The sequence below is a fragment of the Streptomyces sp. NPDC058632 genome, assembly GCF_042717095.1.
Taxonomy (GTDB): Bacteria; Actinomycetota; Actinomycetes; order Streptomycetales; family Streptomycetaceae; genus Streptomyces.
The window spans coordinates 1-15347 of record NZ_JBHXQZ010000100.1 but is presented as its reverse complement, the minus strand read 5'-3'; the positions used below and the strand labels follow the sequence as shown (position 1 = coordinate 15347).

General features: G+C 74.8%; 14 protein-coding genes and 1 tRNA gene. 6 read left to right on the top strand and 9 right to left on the bottom strand.

All coding sequences use genetic code 11. The features are described 5' to 3' along the window. Nucleotides 1–239 precede the first annotated feature (239 nt). The gene (locus tag ACFWVE_RS29315) at nt 240–1649 is read left to right on the top strand and encodes a M6 family metalloprotease domain-containing protein (protein WP_384020351.1); all 1410 of its coding nucleotides are present in this window, start codon (nt 240–242) and stop codon (nt 1647–1649) included. Between the two features lie 37 nt (nt 1650–1686). On the opposite strand, the gene ACFWVE_RS29310 is transcribed toward ACFWVE_RS29315, so the two are convergent. From ACFWVE_RS29310 to ACFWVE_RS29280, 7 genes are all read right to left on the bottom strand, one after another. Beyond that, nucleotides 1687–1760, bottom strand: a tRNA-Lys gene (locus tag ACFWVE_RS29310). Next, nucleotides 1751–2386, bottom strand: a complete 636-nt coding sequence (locus tag ACFWVE_RS29305; protein WP_384020313.1) for a bifunctional DNA primase/polymerase — start codon at nt 2384–2386, stop codon at nt 1751–1753. The genes ACFWVE_RS29310 and ACFWVE_RS29305 overlap by 10 nt, the downstream gene beginning before the upstream one ends. A gap of 159 nt (nt 2387–2545) precedes the next feature. Beyond that, a complete protein-coding gene (locus tag ACFWVE_RS29300) occupies nt 2546–2911 on the bottom strand; it encodes a hypothetical protein (RefSeq protein ID WP_384020310.1) in 366 nt (121 codons plus the stop codon). Nucleotides 2912–3256: 345 nt separating this feature from the next. Beyond that, a complete protein-coding gene (locus ACFWVE_RS29295) occupies nt 3257–4606 on the bottom strand; it encodes an AAA domain-containing protein (RefSeq protein WP_384020306.1) in 1350 nt (449 codons plus the stop codon). Beyond that, entirely contained in the window at nt 4603–6201 is a 1599-nt protein-coding gene (locus ACFWVE_RS29290) for a hypothetical protein (RefSeq protein WP_384020303.1), read from the bottom strand. The genes ACFWVE_RS29295 and ACFWVE_RS29290 overlap by 4 nt, the downstream gene beginning before the upstream one ends. After that, nucleotides 6192–7340 carry a hypothetical protein gene (locus ACFWVE_RS29285; protein WP_384020348.1) on the bottom strand — a complete coding sequence of 383 codons (1149 nt, stop codon included), beginning with the start codon at nt 7338–7340 and terminating at the stop codon, nt 6192–6194. The genes ACFWVE_RS29290 and ACFWVE_RS29285 overlap by 10 nt, the downstream gene beginning before the upstream one ends. Next, nucleotides 7321–8415, bottom strand: a complete 1095-nt coding sequence (locus ACFWVE_RS29280; RefSeq protein WP_384020300.1) for a phosphatase PAP2 family protein — start codon at nt 8413–8415, stop codon at nt 7321–7323. Before ACFWVE_RS29280 ends, ACFWVE_RS29285 begins: the two co-directional genes overlap by 20 nt. 185 nt (nt 8416–8600) lie before the next feature. On the opposite strand from ACFWVE_RS29280, the gene ACFWVE_RS29275 reads away from it, so the two are divergent. Then, the gene (locus tag ACFWVE_RS29275; protein ID WP_384020296.1) at nt 8601–9197 is read left to right on the top strand and encodes a histidine phosphatase family protein; all 597 of its coding nucleotides are present in this window, start codon (nt 8601–8603) and stop codon (nt 9195–9197) included. 73 nt (nt 9198–9270) lie between these two features. Here the strand turns inward: ACFWVE_RS29275 and ACFWVE_RS29270 are convergent, their stop codons facing one another. Further along, nucleotides 9271–10722: a hypothetical protein gene (locus ACFWVE_RS29270; protein ID WP_384020293.1), complete on the bottom strand. Its 1452-nt coding sequence runs from the start codon at nt 10720–10722 to the stop codon at nt 9271–9273. Between the two features lie 301 nt (nt 10723–11023). On the opposite strand from ACFWVE_RS29270, the gene ACFWVE_RS29265 reads away from it, so the two are divergent. Together ACFWVE_RS29265 and ACFWVE_RS29260 are read left to right on the top strand one after the other, a co-directional pair. Continuing rightward, on the top strand, nt 11024–11443 hold the full coding sequence (locus ACFWVE_RS29265; RefSeq protein WP_384020290.1) for a hypothetical protein: 420 nt from the start codon (nt 11024–11026) through the stop codon (nt 11441–11443). A gap of 67 nt (nt 11444–11510) precedes the next feature. Then, nucleotides 11511–12380 carry a spermidine synthase gene (locus ACFWVE_RS29260; protein WP_384020287.1) on the top strand — a complete coding sequence of 290 codons (870 nt, stop codon included), beginning with the start codon at nt 11511–11513 and terminating at the stop codon, nt 12378–12380. A 58-nt stretch (nt 12381–12438) separates the two neighbouring features. Here the strand turns inward: ACFWVE_RS29260 and ACFWVE_RS29255 are convergent, their stop codons facing one another. Next, nucleotides 12439–13065: a hypothetical protein gene (locus ACFWVE_RS29255; protein WP_384020285.1), complete on the bottom strand. Its 627-nt coding sequence runs from the start codon at nt 13063–13065 to the stop codon at nt 12439–12441. A 108-nt stretch (nt 13066–13173) separates the two neighbouring features. Here ACFWVE_RS29255 and ACFWVE_RS29250 point away from each other — a divergent pair, with 108 nt between their 5' ends. Together ACFWVE_RS29250 and ACFWVE_RS29245 are read left to right on the top strand one after the other, a co-directional pair. Beyond that, the gene (locus tag ACFWVE_RS29250) at nt 13174–13893 is read left to right on the top strand and encodes a response regulator transcription factor (RefSeq protein WP_384020282.1); all 720 of its coding nucleotides are present in this window, start codon (nt 13174–13176) and stop codon (nt 13891–13893) included. Next, nucleotides 13890–15299 carry a sensor histidine kinase gene (locus tag ACFWVE_RS29245; RefSeq protein WP_384020279.1) on the top strand — a complete coding sequence of 470 codons (1410 nt, stop codon included), beginning with the start codon at nt 13890–13892 and terminating at the stop codon, nt 15297–15299. The genes ACFWVE_RS29250 and ACFWVE_RS29245 overlap by 4 nt, the downstream gene beginning before the upstream one ends. Nucleotides 15300–15347 lie beyond the last annotated feature (48 nt).

The following is a 15347-nucleotide window of genomic DNA, read 5'->3' as shown; positions in this document are numbered from 1 at the left end:
TTCCAGTCACTCTCCAGTGTCCAGGACGGTCCCGCATCTCTGCCAGATCGTTTCTGCTCGGAGGTGGGTGACTTCTTCAGGCCTCCGACCGGTTGTGACGTTCCGTGAGTGGTTCGGGGTGTCGTCCGTGAACAAATTCCGCGTCCCCTCACCCGTCCGGTGCAGATAAACAGGGCGTATGACTGCAAACCCCCACAGGCTGGGTGCGGTGTCCCGTGAACCGTCTCCCGGAGGTCTCCGTGCCGCGTCAGCTCCCCCTGAGAGGACTCGGCCGTGAGGCTCTGAGGGGGTTGGGCCGTCTGGGGGCGCGTCTGGGGGTGAGGGGGCGGCCGAGGACGGGGTTGCGGGGGCCGGACCGGCCGGGGTTCCGGCCGGGGCCGTGGTGCGGCGGTCCGCCGGCGCGCCCCCGGCTGCGCAGCACGGCGGCCGTGTGCACCACCATGTCGGCGCTCGCCGCGACCTCCATGGTGGGCGCCCCCTCCGACGCCGGGCCGTTCTCCGCGGTGCCGTGCGCCCTGACCCGCACCGACGCGCACCACTCGGAGGGCCTCGACACCTGGAACACCGCCTACCCCCGCCCGGCCGGCCGGCTGAACGCGGTCATGGTCTTCCTGTCCTTCCCGGACTCGCACCCCCTGACCACCCCCGAGGAGCTGACCGCCGACCACTTCCCGGCCACCAGCGAGTTCTTCCACCGGGCCTCCTACGGCAGATTCTCCCTGCGCCCGCACGCCCTGCGCGACTGGATCGGTATGCCCCGTCCGTCCACCGCGTACGCCATACGGCGCGACTGGACCACACGGCACCGGTCCGCCTATCTGAGCGACGCGCTCGCCGCGGCCGACCCGCGGGTCGACTTCTCGCGGTACGACGTCGTCTACTTCGTCGCCGACCCGGACGCCCCCGGTGTGGACTCCGACGCCACGAAGGTCGTCAACCTGGACACCCCGCTGCGGGCGGACGGCACCGACATCCGCCGGGTCGTCACCGTGTTCGAGGAGCATCCCCCGGACCGGCTGGTCCTCGCCCACGAGACCGGCCATGTCTTCGACCTCCCCGACCTCTACCACCGGCCCGTGGACGGCAAGGGCGACTGGGACACCCACGTCGGCGACTGGGACCTGATGGGCAGCCAGTTCGCCCTCGCCCCCGACCTGTTCGGCTGGCACAAATGGAAGCTGGGCTGGCTGGAGCCCCGGCAGGTGCGGTGCGTACAGGGCCCGGGGCCGGTACGGCTGACGCTGGAACCGCTGGCGGTGGGGCCCGGGGTGCCGGCGACGGGTGCCGCCGGGGCGCCGGCCTTCGGGGTGGGCCGGGGCACCAAGCTCGCGGTGGTGCGCACCGGTCCGGACGCCGTGCTCGCCTTCGAGGCGCGGGGGCCCCTCGGCGACGACGCGGACGCCTGCCGGTCGGGGGTGCTGGTCTACCGGGTGCGCGGCACGACCCGGTCCGGGGACGGCCCGATCCAGGTGATCGACGCCCACCCGCACACGGAGGCCTGCTGGGGGGACTCGGTCCACCCGGCCCTCGCGGACGCCCCGGTCGCCCTCGGCGAGAGCTTCACGGTGCCGGGGGAGGGCGTACGGGTGGAGGTGGAGGGACGTACGGCCTCGGGGGCCTGGACGGTGCAGATCGGCGCGGACGCGTAAAAGGCCCCCTGCCGTAGCAAGAGGCCTTTCCGTGTCGTGCGCCGCCAGGGACTCGAACCCCGGACCCGCTGATTAAGAGTCAGCTGCTCTAACCAACTGAGCTAGCGGCGCCTGCTGACGTCGTAGACATTAGCACCCTGGTCGGCGGGAGGAAAAATCGATATCCGCACGGCCGCGCGGGCCGCCCGTACGGCCGCCCAGAGCAGCGCCTCCGGGCCCGGCAGCCAGGGGTGACGTGTGTCCGGGGCCACCAGCCAGCGCGAGCCGGAGCGGGCCTGGCCGACGCCGGGAGCCGGGGCCGGGACGGTCACCGCGTCCCCGGTGCCGTGGCACAGCAGCGGCGGGACCCCGCCCGTACGGCCGGCCTCCCCGGGGTCCCTGCCGCGTGCGTCCCACTCCTCCCACTCCAGCAGCGCGGGGAGCCGCTGGGCGGTGCCGGGCGCCGCGAACAGCAGCATCCGGCCGCGGAACCCGGCGACCGGGCCGGAGCCCGGCCCCTCTTCCCACATCCGGTCCAGCATCCGGCGCCCGAAGGTCGAGGGCGTGCTCACCACGTCGAAGACGGAGCCGCAGGGCAGTACGACCGGTGCGTCCGGCCGCTCCTCCCAGAAGGAGAGAGCGCTGCGCGGATACGTTCCTGCGGAGGCGAGCCAGGCGGCACCGTCCGGGGTGACATCTGTGACACCCCTGGCACCCGTGACGCCGCTGAGGTCGGAGACATTGCGTGTACTGCTCATGCCGTCTGTCTACCGGTGGTGAGGGGACGGCTCCCCAGGGTTGCGGGAACCGGGGACAGGGAGGCGGGGAGGGGAGTATCGTGCCCGCCTGGCATATGCCATGCCTGTTCGGCCGGGTGAATCCGGCGCCCGGTGGGGGTGGCCAGGGGGCGTGGTGCCTCACGCGGGGCCGACGGAGTCCCGGCCCTCGCCCCCGCGCAGCAGGTCCCGGCCGAACTCGACCATCTTCTTCGCGTAGTCCTCGGTCCACTCGGCCCGCTCGGCGATGTCGGCGGTCGTCAGCCGGTCGAAGCGCCGGGGGTCGGCCAGCTGGGCCGCCGCCATCGCCTGGAACTCCATCGCCCGGTCCGCCGCCGCACGGAACGCGAGCGTCAGCTCCGTCGCCCGCTCCAGCAGCACGCGCGGATCGTCGATCGACTCCAGGTCGAAGAAGTGCTCCGGGTCGGCGGCCGCTGCCGTGGGCTCGAACAGCAGGGGCGCGGGGCGTAGCCGCGGTTCGTCCCGGTGCGGCGTGGGCTCCGCCATGTCTTCTCCTTCGTCCTTGTGCATACGTGCGTAGTGGCGCTTCTACCCGCCGGGAGGAGCGGGCCACCTTCCATTCTCGCGCGCCCCGCAAGAGGGCCTCGGGGCCAGTGGGGCCAGGGCCGCCGCACGACCCGGCGGTGTGCCGGTCGTGGGCCGGACGGGTGGTGGGGTGGTGGTCAGGGGTGCCGGGCCACTCGGTGTCGTGCGAGGTGGGCCAGGACGGCGTGGTTGGCCTCCCAGCCGTCCGGGCTGTGTTCGTTGGCCGCCTCCGGCGGTGTGCCGGACTTCGTCCGGCGGGCCGGGGTGGTGTGCCGGTCGTGGGCCGGACGGGTGGTGGGGTGGTGGTCAGGGGTGCCGGGCCACTCGGTGTCGTGCGAGGTGGGCCAGGACGGCGTGGTTGGCCTCCCAGCCGTCCGGGAACTTCACGAGGGTGCCCAGCTGGACCGGTTCCGTCGACGGGTACGCGTCCAGCAGCTCGCCGACGCCCGCCCGGCACACCACGATGCAGGCGTGCCGGTGCCGGGAGGCCAGCACGCACAGCCGGCCCGTCTCCAGGTGGAAGGCGGTGGCGTCGGGGCGGCCGGACAACGGGTGCAGCACCACCGTGACGTCGAACTCACGCCCCTGGAGCCGGTTCGCCGTGTCCACGGTGACGTCCGCCGCCCCCAGCTCGGCCAGCGCCGCCCGTACCGCCGCCGCCTGGTCGCGGTGCGCGGTGCCCACGGCGATCCGGTCGGCGGTGAGCGGCACCGCGTCCTCGGACCGCTCCGAGACCGACGCACCCTCCCGGTCCAGCAGCCGGCGCACGACCAGCGCCACCGCCCGCACCGCCTCCGGGTCCGTGCGCGGGGTGTGCCGGGCGGGCAGCTCCAGCAGCCCCCAGCCCGACTCGGCGGCCTCGTCGATCACCCGGTCGGGCCCCGAACCGTCCGACGGCACCCCGAGCGAGAGCCGCCGGTCGCCGTGGCCGGTGCCGCTGCGGAACGGCGTGTACGGGTAGAAGGCGTCCGACACCAGGGGCGCCGCCGAGGCGGGCAGCCGCCACGACACCGGCAGGCGGTGCTGCGGCAGTTCGGGATTGTGCGCGAGCAGCGTGGTCACGGCGGACGCGGACGGGTCGTACGACAGCCCCGCCCACTGCTCGCTGCCCACGATCGAGAACGGGTCCAACTGTCCCGGATCGCCCACGAACAGCGCCCGCTCGAACAGCCCGGCCACGGCGAGCAGCGCGTCCGAGCGCATCTGGTACGCCTCGTCGACGATCGCGTGCGCCCACGGCTCGACGCCCTTGACGTGCGCCCACTTGGCGGCCGTCGAGATGACCACGTCGAGCCCGGCGAGGTCGGCCGCCTTCGCCGACTTGCGGACGTTGTCCAGCCCGTCCAGCGCCTTGTCGTACGGGTCGGTGTCACTGCTGTGCAGCCGGCCGACCGGCAGCCCGGGGTTCTTCTCGGCGAGCCGCAGCACCAGGTCGTCCACCTGGGCGTTGGTCTGCGCCACCACCATCAACGGACGGCCCGCGTCGGCCAGTTCCAGCGCCGCGCGGACCACGAGCGTGGACTTGCCGGCGCCGGGCGGGGAATCGACGACCACGCCGCGCGCGGTGCCGTGCAGGGTGTCGCGCAGGATCGCGTCGGTGGCACGGGTGGCGGCCGCGCCGGCGTCGAACACGGTCTCGGTGGGCGAGTGGGTCACAGCACGTCCTCCTCGGTCACCGGGTCGGCGGGCTCCCGCACACCGGCCTCCGCACCGGGCGGGCCGCCGTGCGTCCACGGGGTCTCCTCCGGGTCGGGCAGCTTCGCCCCGCCGCGCGGCTCGTGCTCGAACAGCGTGAAGAGGACGTGGTCGCCCTTCTCCGGCACCGAGCCCGCCTCCGGCTCCTTGCCGCGGCCCATCTTGTCCATGATCCGCAGGATGAGCAGGGACCCGTCCTCCTCCGCGGCGACGAACTCGGCCGTCTGCGGCTTTCCGCTCAGGGAGCGGTACACGCGGGCCCGCTCGCCCAGGTGCGGGCGGTCGTCCGTGCGGACGGTGACCAGCGGGCGGGGGCTCGGCCGCCTGCTCTCGCTGTACGCCATGACGACATCGGTGACCTCGCCCGCGAACGCCTCCCCGGACAGCCGCCGGCCCGCCATCACCAGCGGGTCGTCGAGGGCCTCCTGCGCTTCCAGCCGGGCCTGTTCCCGTTCGCGCGTGGCGAGCTTGTTGGCCGCGGTCACCGCGTCGTCGCGGCGCGGCTGGGGCGGCTCACCGGCCAGTACCCGGTCCCGGTGACCGGTGAACGACCAGCGGTCGCGCGTCCACCGCTCCTCGACCCGCGCGCCCCGGGGCAGCGCCCGCAGCAGGTCCAGGCCCCGCCACACCGCGTCCCAGGTGGGCCGCGTACGGCTCTCCACCAGCTCGCGGATCTCCCGCTCCGCCGCCGTCAGCGCGCCGAGCCGCTCGTCGGCCTCCAGGCCGTCCTGCGCGGCGGCGAGCGCCGTACGGGCCCGGTCGTACCGCTCGATCGCCGGGGCGAGCAGCTTGTTGTCGAACGCCGGGTCGGTCGCCGGGCCCGCGGGCGGGCACCGCAACTGCCCGTCGGCGTCCCGCGCCAGCTCCGCCTCCTGCGCGGCCTCGGCGCCCGAGCGCCCCGCGGGCGGGTCGATCCACGCGAGCAGCGCCCCCAGATGCTGGTCCTCCAGGGTGGACTGCCCGGTCGCCCAGTGCCGGCCCAGCAGGTCGGTCATGGCCGGCAGCAGCGACGACCCGGGCACCCGGGCCCGCTCCCCGAAGTGCGTCAGCCACCGCCCGAGCAACGGCACCCGGGGCGGCGCCGGGAAGGGCGCCTCCGGGTCCTGCTCCGCCGTGCGCCGAAACCGGGTGGAACGGCCGAGGAGCCGTACGAGGTCGACACCGGCCCGGCTCGGCACGATCAGCTGCGGTGCGTCCGCGCACAGTTCGACCTCGACCTTGACCCGCTTGCCGGTTTCCGGGTCGGTCTCGCTGCGCTCCGCGGCCTCCACGGCCTCGGCGCAGCTGTCGATGTAGGGCAGGACCACGTCGGCCAGTTCGGCCAGGAACGCGAACCTGAGGTCGCGGTCGCGCGGTTGCGGTACGACCAGCAGCCGGGGCGCGTCCCGGTCGGTGCCCACCAGCGCGCCGAGCGGGGCGCCCGCCTCACCGGCGGTGGTCAGCGGCACGAACACCAGGGGCCGCTCGGACAGATGCCGGTGCCGGACGGTGGCGGCGGGCCGGGCGCGGCCGGTGCTGACGGCCTCGAGGCGGGCGAGGGTGGCGATCAGCGACAAGGGGCCACCTCCGCACGGACGGACGCACGGACGGATCCCGCCGCGCCGGCGAGGGCCTCCGCGCGCAGGGTCGCCGCCCTGCGCAGGGCGGCGACCGTCGGATCGTCGGGATCACCGAGCTCGCCGCGGGACGCCGCCAGGACGTCCTCGACCGTCGTCAGACCGCCCAACTCGGCGCGCACCGGGCGGCCCAGAGCGGTCACCGCGTCCTGCGCGCGGGAGCGGTCCCGGCAGTGGAAGGCCAGCTCGCACGCGGACAGGCACTCCGGCGCGTAACTCGCCGGGACGGACTCCACCGACGCCGCCAGCCGGTCGCGGGGCAGCTCGGGGGCGAAGCAGGTGCCCTCGGGGAGCGCGTCCGCGATGTTCTCGATCCTGGTGAGCCGGGCGAGCTGACGGGCGGTCACCGCGCGCTGCTTGCGCACGTCCACGGCGGACGCGGTCGGCAGGTTGGAGAAGTCCTTGGGGCACACCAGCAGAATCCGGTGCCGCACGCGGGGAGCGGCCGTGTCCGGGGCGGTGGCCAGGCGGGCGGCGACCTCCTCCAGCGCGAGCACGTACACCGCCGCCTGCCGGGCGGCCGCGCCGACCTTCGCCGGGTCGGCCGAACCGTCGAGGAGGGGGAAGGACTTGATCTCCACGACCGTCCAACTGCCGTCCGGGTGCACCACCACCGCGTCCGGTTCCAGGAACGCCGGGGAGCCCGCGACGTCCAGCGCGAGCAGCGGGTGGTCGAGCAGCGTCCACTCGCCCGGCGCCCGGACGGCCTCGCCCAGCGCCAGCTCCGTACGCGCCCGACGCCCCTCGTGGCCCGCCGCGGACAGGTCCGGGACGCGCGCGGCGGCGGGCGGTTCGGCGGAGCGGTCCAGCTTCTCGTGGACCAGCCGCAGCAGCTCCGTACCGCCGTCCGCCTTGACCTTGGCCTCGAACGCGTTGCCCCGGACGAACGCGAACTGGGACTGGCCGAAGACCGACGGGGAGCCCAACGCGCCCGCGAGCGTGGCCTTGTCCACCCCCGCGCCGTCGAGGATCGCGCGCCGCTCGCAGCCCGGGTTGGCGGCCAGGGCGGCCAGGGCGCGCGCGTCCAGGGCCTTGGCCCGTACGCCCGGACCGCGCAGCTCAGCGAGCCGGTGCCGCAGCTGTCCGGTCGCCTTCTCCCCGGGCTGGAGGGGAGGTACCCGGCTCGGTTCCGGAGGCGAACCGTGGCTCGAGCTGCCGCTGCCGCTGCCGTGGAAATTGCTCACCCGCGGAAGTCTGGCATCCTGCACTGACAATCGGGGAACCCGGGACGGGCGAGGCCACCTCGTCCGGTGCGGAACGCGGTGCGGACCGTGGGGCGAGACGCGACGCGAACCGCGGTGCGAGACGCGACGCGAACCGCGGTGCGAGACGCGACGCGAACCGCGGTGCGAGACGCGACGCGAACCGCGGTGCGAGACGCGGCAGTACGCCGGCCTTCGCCCGGTCCGCGTTCCGCAGCACGACCGGCGTGAGCAGAAGTCCGGCGCCCATCACGGCGGCACCCGCGACCGCGTCGAGGAAGTAGTGGTTGGCGGTGCCCATCACCACAACGAGCGTCACCAGCGGGTAGACGACGCCGGCCGTCCTCGCCCACCGCGTACCGCCGTGCCGCCACAGGATCACGCCGCACCACAGGGCCCAGCCCACGTGCAGGCTCGGCATCGCCGCGTACTGGTTGGTCAGACCGCCCAGGCCCCTGGGGGCGCTGGCCTCGCCGGCCCACCAGCCGTACGAGCTGTACTGGGCCATCGTGTCGACGAAGCCGTGGCTCGCGTCGAGCAGCCGGGGCGGGCAGGTGGGCAGCAGGGTGAAGCCGATCAGCCCGATGAACGTCGACGCCATCAGCCAGGTGCGGGCGGCCCGGAAGTGCACCGCGCGGGAGCGGAACAGCCAGATCAGGAGTGCGGGCGTCACCAGGTAGTGCAGCGACGCGTACCAGAAGTCGGCCGGAATCCCGAGCCACGGCTCGCGCGTGAAGAGCCGGTTCAGCGGGTGCTCGGCGTTGAGACCCAGCGCCTGCTCGGTGCGCAGGATCGCCAGACCGTGGTCCACGGCGTCGGTGACATCGCCCCGGACGAACACCCGCCCCGCCGAGTAGCAGGCGTACACGAGAAGGATCAGCGGCAGCTCGGTCCACCAGCGCAGCCGGGTCGCCGGGGCCCCTTCGGTACCCGGTGTCTCGGTGTGCGGCATCCGATCGCCCTCCTCCTCGTCCCTGTGCGGCGCTCACATGGTGGTCGGCCACTCTACGGCGTGCACGCGCCCCCGCCGAGGCGCTCCGGCCCTGATAGACGCTGCGATCGCCCACCGGGTTGCCCGCAACCAGGGTGCGCGATGATGGAGGGGTTCCGCCTGCGTTTTCTCCCGGAAGGTCTCCCATGGCACCGCGCATGCTGCTGGCCCGGCACGGACAGACCGCGTGGTCGCTGTCCGGCAAACACACCGGCAGGACCGACGTGCCGCTGCTGGACGAGGGCCGGCGGGGTGCCAAGCTGCTCGGGGAGCGCCTGCACCGCCCGCCGTACGACGGGGTACCGGACGTCGAGGTGCGCACCAGTCCGCTCTCCCGCGCGCGCGAGACCTGCGAACTCGCCGGGTTCGGCGAGCGCGCGCAGCCCTGGGACACCCTCATGGAGTGGCACTACGGTGCCTACGAGGGCCTGACCCCCGCGGAGATACAGGAGGGCCGCCCCGGCTGGCTGATCTGGCGGGACGGTGTCCCCGAGGGGGAGAGCCTCGCCGAGGTGACGGCCCGCGCGGACGAGGTGGTGGCCTGGGCGCGCTCCGCCGACCGGGACGTCCTGGTCTTCGCCCACGGGCACATCCTGCGCTCCATCGGTGCCCGCTGGCTGGGGCTGCCGCTCGACTTCGCGGCCCGCATCCGCCTCAACCCGACCTCCCTGTCGGTCCTGGGCTGGGCGTACGGGGAACCGGCCGTCGAGAGCTGGAACGACCTGGGACACCTGGCGGGCTGACCCGGAGCTCCGGGATGCCTGCCGCCCCTGCCGGCCGCTCCGCGCGGGGACGGCCGCTTCGCGCCGAGCCCGGTCACACCGCGCGGGGGAGTGAGGCGTGGCGGTCCAGGAAGGCCGAGACGCCCGAGGCGCGGCGGTGCGGGAGCAGGACGCGGGCGGTGCCCGCCAGTATCGTCCGGACCCGGGACGACTGGACCTCCGGCAGCAGGTCCAGTACCCGCATCCCGGCCGCGGCCGCCTCGTCCGGGAGTCCGCCGCGCGCCAGGTCGTCCGCCAGCTCCGCCGTGTACAGCGCGATGTTGCGGGTGAAGTGCGGGTTCTGGAGCTCCGCCGCCCGCCGCGCGTGCCGGGCCGCCCGCGGCCAGTCGCCGAGGGTGGACCAGCACTGTGCCACCAGGCCCTCCAGTTCGGCCTCCCCGTAGAAGGTCATCCACTCGGGGTCGGCCGGCGTGGGCCCGCGGTCGAAGTAGGCCTGCGCGCGGGCCAGCGCCTGCTCGCAGCCCGCCCGGTCGGCGAGCCCGGCCCAGCCGCCCGCCTCGCGCAGCGCCAGCAGCGACATCAGCTGGGGCGAGCCGAGCGGGCGCGCGGCCCGTTGCGCGGCCTGCGCCGCCCGCACCGCCTCCCGCGGCCGGCCCGCGTCGCGGGCGAGGAACGCCGTGTTGCAGAAGGCGTGCGCCTCGAGCCCGGGGTCCCCCGTCACCCGCGCGGTCGCCAGCGCCTCCGCGTAGTGCGAGCGGGCGTCGTCGAAGCGGCCCGAGTCGTGCGCCAGCCAGCCCACCGAGATGGCGAGTTCACCGGCGCCCGCGTACAGCCGGTCCGCCGTCCGCTGCCGGACCGCGCCGGCGTCGAGCAGGGCGTAGGCGGCGCGCAGCGGTGCGGCGGCCCGCCGGTAGAGACCGTCGGCCCCGTGCCGGTCGTCGAGCAGCCGGATGCGGCGGACGGCGTCTTCCAGGGCTCCGGCGTCGCTCGCGCCCGGACGGCGCACGGCACGCTGTGCCGCCGAGGCCTCCGGGGCGAGGGCGATCGGGCCCAGTGAGGCGGTGGCCACCGTGGCGCCACCGCCGGTCATGAATGCGCGACGCAGCACGTCGCTCTCCTCGTAGTTGTGGTGCGGGTGGTACGGGTGGTGCGGGTTCTGCGTTTCATACGGCTCAGGGGCCCCGCCGGTCTCACCCGTGACGAGCGCCGGGTCCCCGACGGGCGGCGGGGGAGTGTCCCCGTCGTCCCGCGCCCGGCGTCCGCGGACCGAGGAACGGGGCGCGAAGCCCAGGTCGGTCAGCGTCCGGCCGGGGAACATGTGCAGGAACACCCGCTCATAGGCGTAGTTGGGGCAGCGGATCTCGCCTGCCTCCACCCGGTGCACGTACCGCGCGTCACAGCTGACCCGCTCGCCGATCTCGCGAGCGGCCCGGCGGACCGACGCGGCGAACTCGGCCGGCGAGCGCGGTCCGCGCAGTTGCCGGAAGACGAGGTTCGGCCGCAGCGGCCGGTCGGGCTGGGACGAGGGCACCGTTGACGACGCCATGGCCGGGTCCTCTCTGCGAACCGTCGAACCATGCCGGACGGCAGGGCGGTTCCTCGCGGTTCGTCATGGTGCGTCCATGTGCCGCGCGGGCGCCGTCCTGGTACCGGCGGGCAAGAACGTACCTGCTGTGACCGGGTCACCACGCAAAGTTTGGCCGCAAAGCGGATATCTCGTCCGTGATCCGCCATGAACTGCCATTCTGTGCTATTGGGTTTCGCCGTAGCCCTTGGCCGTCCGACGCGTTGAACCCGGCAGTGTGTGGTGGAGGTGGAGATGTGGAGGACGGAATGTGGAGACCGGGATGGTGACCGGCCGAAGCGGTGAACCCCCGACGCAGCGCGGCGGGCCGCCGGGCCGCTGCGACGTGGTGACGGTTCCGGCCCGCCAGGGCCTGGAGGCGGTCGACATCCTCCGGCGCCAAGCGTCGGGCGACGCGGTGGGCCCCGTCCTGCACGACGACGGAGGGTGCACGCTCGGGTTCCTGGTGCCGCCGGGGACGGCCGCGGAGTGGGACGTGCCGGGCAGCACCTGCACACGGGCCGACGGCCACGGGCCGCAGCCGGCCCCGGCCCCCGGGGCGCCCGTCCCCGAGCCGCCGGTGGAGGGCTCGGACTGGCTGCTGCCGCCCGAGAACGCCGACCTCGCCACCGACCCCGCGGCCCTGCGGGAGGCGCTGGGCGAGGCGCAGCGGCTGATCGACGCGGCGGACAGCTGCCGGTGAGGGCCGGTGCGAGAGGGCCCGCGGAGGCCGGGGCGGGTGCCGGTGCCGGTCGGGGGACAATGGCCCCATGGGAAGGTCCAGGAACTCCGGGCGCGGGCAGGCCGCCGCCGGCACCGTCGTCGAGAGCGTCGACGGGGGGACCGCCCGGCTCGTCCCCGACCGGGAACGGCCGAGGGCGTGGACGCTGCTGATCGACGACGCCCCGCAGTCGCATGTCGACCTGGACGACCCCGGGTACCTCTCCTTCGCGTACCAGCGGCGGCTCGGACACGTCATCGACACCGTGGCGCCGGCCGGCCGGCCGCTGCAGGCCGTGCATCTCGGCGGCGGCGCGTTCACCCTCGCCCGGTACGTCGCCGCCACCCGGCCCCGGTCCACCCAGCAGGTCGTCGAGCGGGACGCGAAGCTGGTGCAACTGGTCCGCCGGGAGCTGCCGCTGGACCCCAGATCGCGGATCAGGGTGCGCTCGGTGGACGCCCGGGAAGGGCTCGCGAAGGTGGCGGACGGATGGGCCGGCCTCGTCGTCGCCGACGTGTTCAGCGGCGCCCGTACCCCCGCCCACCTGACCTCGACCGAGTTCCTGGACGACGTCCGCAGGGTCCTCGCCCCCGGCGGGGTCTACGCCGCCAACCTCGCCGACGGGCCGCCGCTGGCCCATCTGCGCGGCCAGATCGCCACCGCCGCCGCCCGGTTCGCCGAACTCGCGCTGATCGCCGACCCGGCGGTCCTGCGCGGCAAGCGCTTCGGCAACGCCGTGCTGGTCGCCTCCGACGCGCCCCTCCCGGTCGCCGAACTGACCCGCCGCGCCGCCTGCGATCCGCACCCCGGCCGCGTCCAGCACGGCCCGGAACTCGGGGACTTCACCGGCGGCGCCACCCCGGTCACCGACCTGGCGGCGGTCGCCTCACCGGCGCCACCGGCGTCGGTGTTCCGCTGAGCTCGGCAGGTGCGGATCGGCAGGCGTGGCTCGGCAGGCGTGGCTCGGCGGGCGCCGATCAGTAGGTGCCGATCTCCACGCGCGGCGGGCCGTCGTGCCAGGTGCAGAAGACCGACACCCGGTCCGTGCCCGCGGTGAACTCCACCCGGATCCACGACTCCGTCTTCCACACCTGCATCGACCAGCCCGCCCCGGGCGTCGCCGACACCAGTGACGCGGACGTCCCGCCGAGGTCGAAGACCGCCCGGCCGCCGGCGGTGTCGTAGGCCTTGACCTCGCCGGAGGCGGCCGGGGCGGGGTCGCCGCCGGCCGGTGCGGGATCGGCCGGTTCCGGGTCGGTGCCGGGTGCGGCGGACGTCCCGCCGGGTTCCTGCGACGACTCGGGGGCCTGCGCGTCGGCGTCCTTCGCGCCCTCGCCGTCGCCCTTGTCCTTCGAGCCCCCGGCGTCCTCGGCGTCCTTGTCGTCCTCGGCGTTCCCCGACGCCTCCTCGCCGGACGGGCGCCGGGTCGAGGACGACACCGGCTTCGACTCCCGCGTCGTCGCGTCCCCGGCCGTCACGGGCAGCGCGCGCGGAGGGTCGTAGGCGGTGCCCTCCATCACGGTGTGCACACCCCACCACGACAACGTGACCGCCGCGCCCGTGGCGAGCAGCCAGGCCAGCAGGTGTACGAGTCCTCTGCGCATCGCCGGCCATACTGCCTCACCCGCCCCAGGAGTGTCGCCCTCCCTCCGGGATCCGGAGTCGTCCACAGGCCGGCACCGGCCCGCCCGGCATGGCGTACGGTGCCGCCCATGGCAAGTGTTCTCGTGGTCGAGGACGACCAGTTCGTACGCTCGGCGCTCATCCGGCAGTTGACCGACGCCGCGCACACCGTGCGCAGCGTGGGGACGGCGCTGGAGGCGCTGCGCGAGGTCGCCCACTTCCGGTTCGACGTCGTCATCCTGGACCTCGGACTGCCCGACCTCGACGGTTCCGAGGCGCTGAAGATGCTGCGCGGCATCACGGACGTACCGGTGATCATCGCCACCGCGCGGGACGACGAGGCGGAGATCGTACGGCTGTTGAACGCCGGCGCGGACGACTACCTGACCAAGCCCTTCTCGGTGGAACACCTCTCGGCACGCATGGCGGCCGTCCTGCGCCGGGCGCGTTCCCTCGCGGGGGAGGCCGCGCCCTCCCCGGTGATCCGGGTCGGCGGACTGACCGTCGACCCGCTGCGCCGCCAGGCCGAACTCGACGGCGTACGGCTCGACCTGACCCGGCGCGAGTTCGACCTCCTCGCCTTCCTCGCCGGGCGGCCCGGAGTCGTCGTCGCCCGCAAGGAACTCCTCGCCGAGGTGTGGCAGCAGTCGTACGGCGACGACCAGACCATCGACGTCCATCTGTCCTGGCTGCGCCGGAAACTGGGGGAGACGGCCGCCCGGCCGCGCTATCTGCACACCCTGCGGGGCGTCGGCGTGAAACTGGAGCCGCCCGCCGACCGGGTCCCCGGAGCGGAGCAGCCGCGATGAGGTGGGCCCTGGTGAAGGTGTCCGTGGCGGTGACCGCGATGGTCGTGGTCGCCTTCGCGGTGCCGCTCGGCCTGGTCATCCGCGAGATGGCCCGCGACCGGGCCTTCTCCAACGCCGAACGGGAAGCCGCCGCGGTCGCCCCCGCGCTGTCCATCACCACCGACCGCGACCAGCTCGAACGCGTCGTCGCCGCCGCGGGCTCCGGCGGGGCCGACGCGGGGATGGCCGTGCACATCCCCGCCGCGGACGGCGACAAGCCCCTCGACATCGGCCGCCGGCGCGCCGCCGCCGAGGACATCGAGGCGGTACGGAACCTGGGGCGCGTCTCCACCTCCCAGGTGTCCGGCGGCTCCGCGCTGCTCCAGCCGGTCGCGCTCAGCAGCGGCGAGATCGCCGTGGTCGAGGTGTACGTCCCCGAGGCCGAGGTCACCAACGGGGTGGGTACGGCCTGGGCGGTCCTCGCGGCGGTCGGCGCCGCCCTGATCCTCGGCTCGGTCGCGGTCGCCGACCGGCTGGGCGTACGGATGGTGCGGCCCGCGCAGCGCCTGGTCGAGGGCGCGCACGAACTGGGGGAGGGCAAGCTGGGCGCGCGGGTGCCCGAGAAGGGGCCCACCGAACTGCGGCTGGCGGCGGTGGCGTTCAACTCCATGGCCGACCAGGTCGTGCAACTCCTCGCCAACGAGCGGGAACTGGCCGCCGACCTGTCCCACCGGCTGCGTACCCCGTTGACCGTGCTGCGGCTCAACGCCGCCTCCCTGGGAGAGGGGCCGGCCGCCGACCAGACCCGCGCGGCGGTGGAACAGCTGGAACGCGAGGTCGACACCATCATCCGCACCGCGCGGGACGCCAAACCGCGGACGGCCGCCGCCGGCCCCGGCGCCGGCTGCGACGCCGCCGAAGTCGTCCGCGAGCGGATGGTGTTCTGGTCGGCGCTCGCCGAGGACGAGGGCCGCAAGTGGCGGGTGGCCGGCGCCGACACCCCCGTACGCATCCCCGTGGCCCGCGCCGAGCTGGCCGCCGCCCTCGACGCCCTGCTCGGCAACGTGTTCCGGCACACCGCCGAAGGCACCGCCTTCGCGGTCGACGTGCACAACGGCGAGGACGCGGTGATCGTGCTCGTCTCCGACGCGGGCCCCGGCATACCCGACCCCGAGGCGGCGATGGCCCGCGGCCGGGGCTCCGGCAGCGACGGCTCCACCGGACTCGGTCTGGACATCGTGCGCCGCCTCGCGGAGGCCACCGGCGGGGACGTCCGCATCGGCTCGTCGGTGCTCGGCGGGACCGAGGTACGGATCTGGATCCAGCTGGACGGACGCGAGGGAGCGCCCCGCGGCCGGGGCCGCGGCCACCGCGGGACCGTGCGCCGCCGTCGCCCGGGCCGCCCGGTCCCGACGTTCCGGCGCTGACCGGCAGGGAACACACCGGCGCGCGCCCCGGCCGGTTCCCGGCCGGCC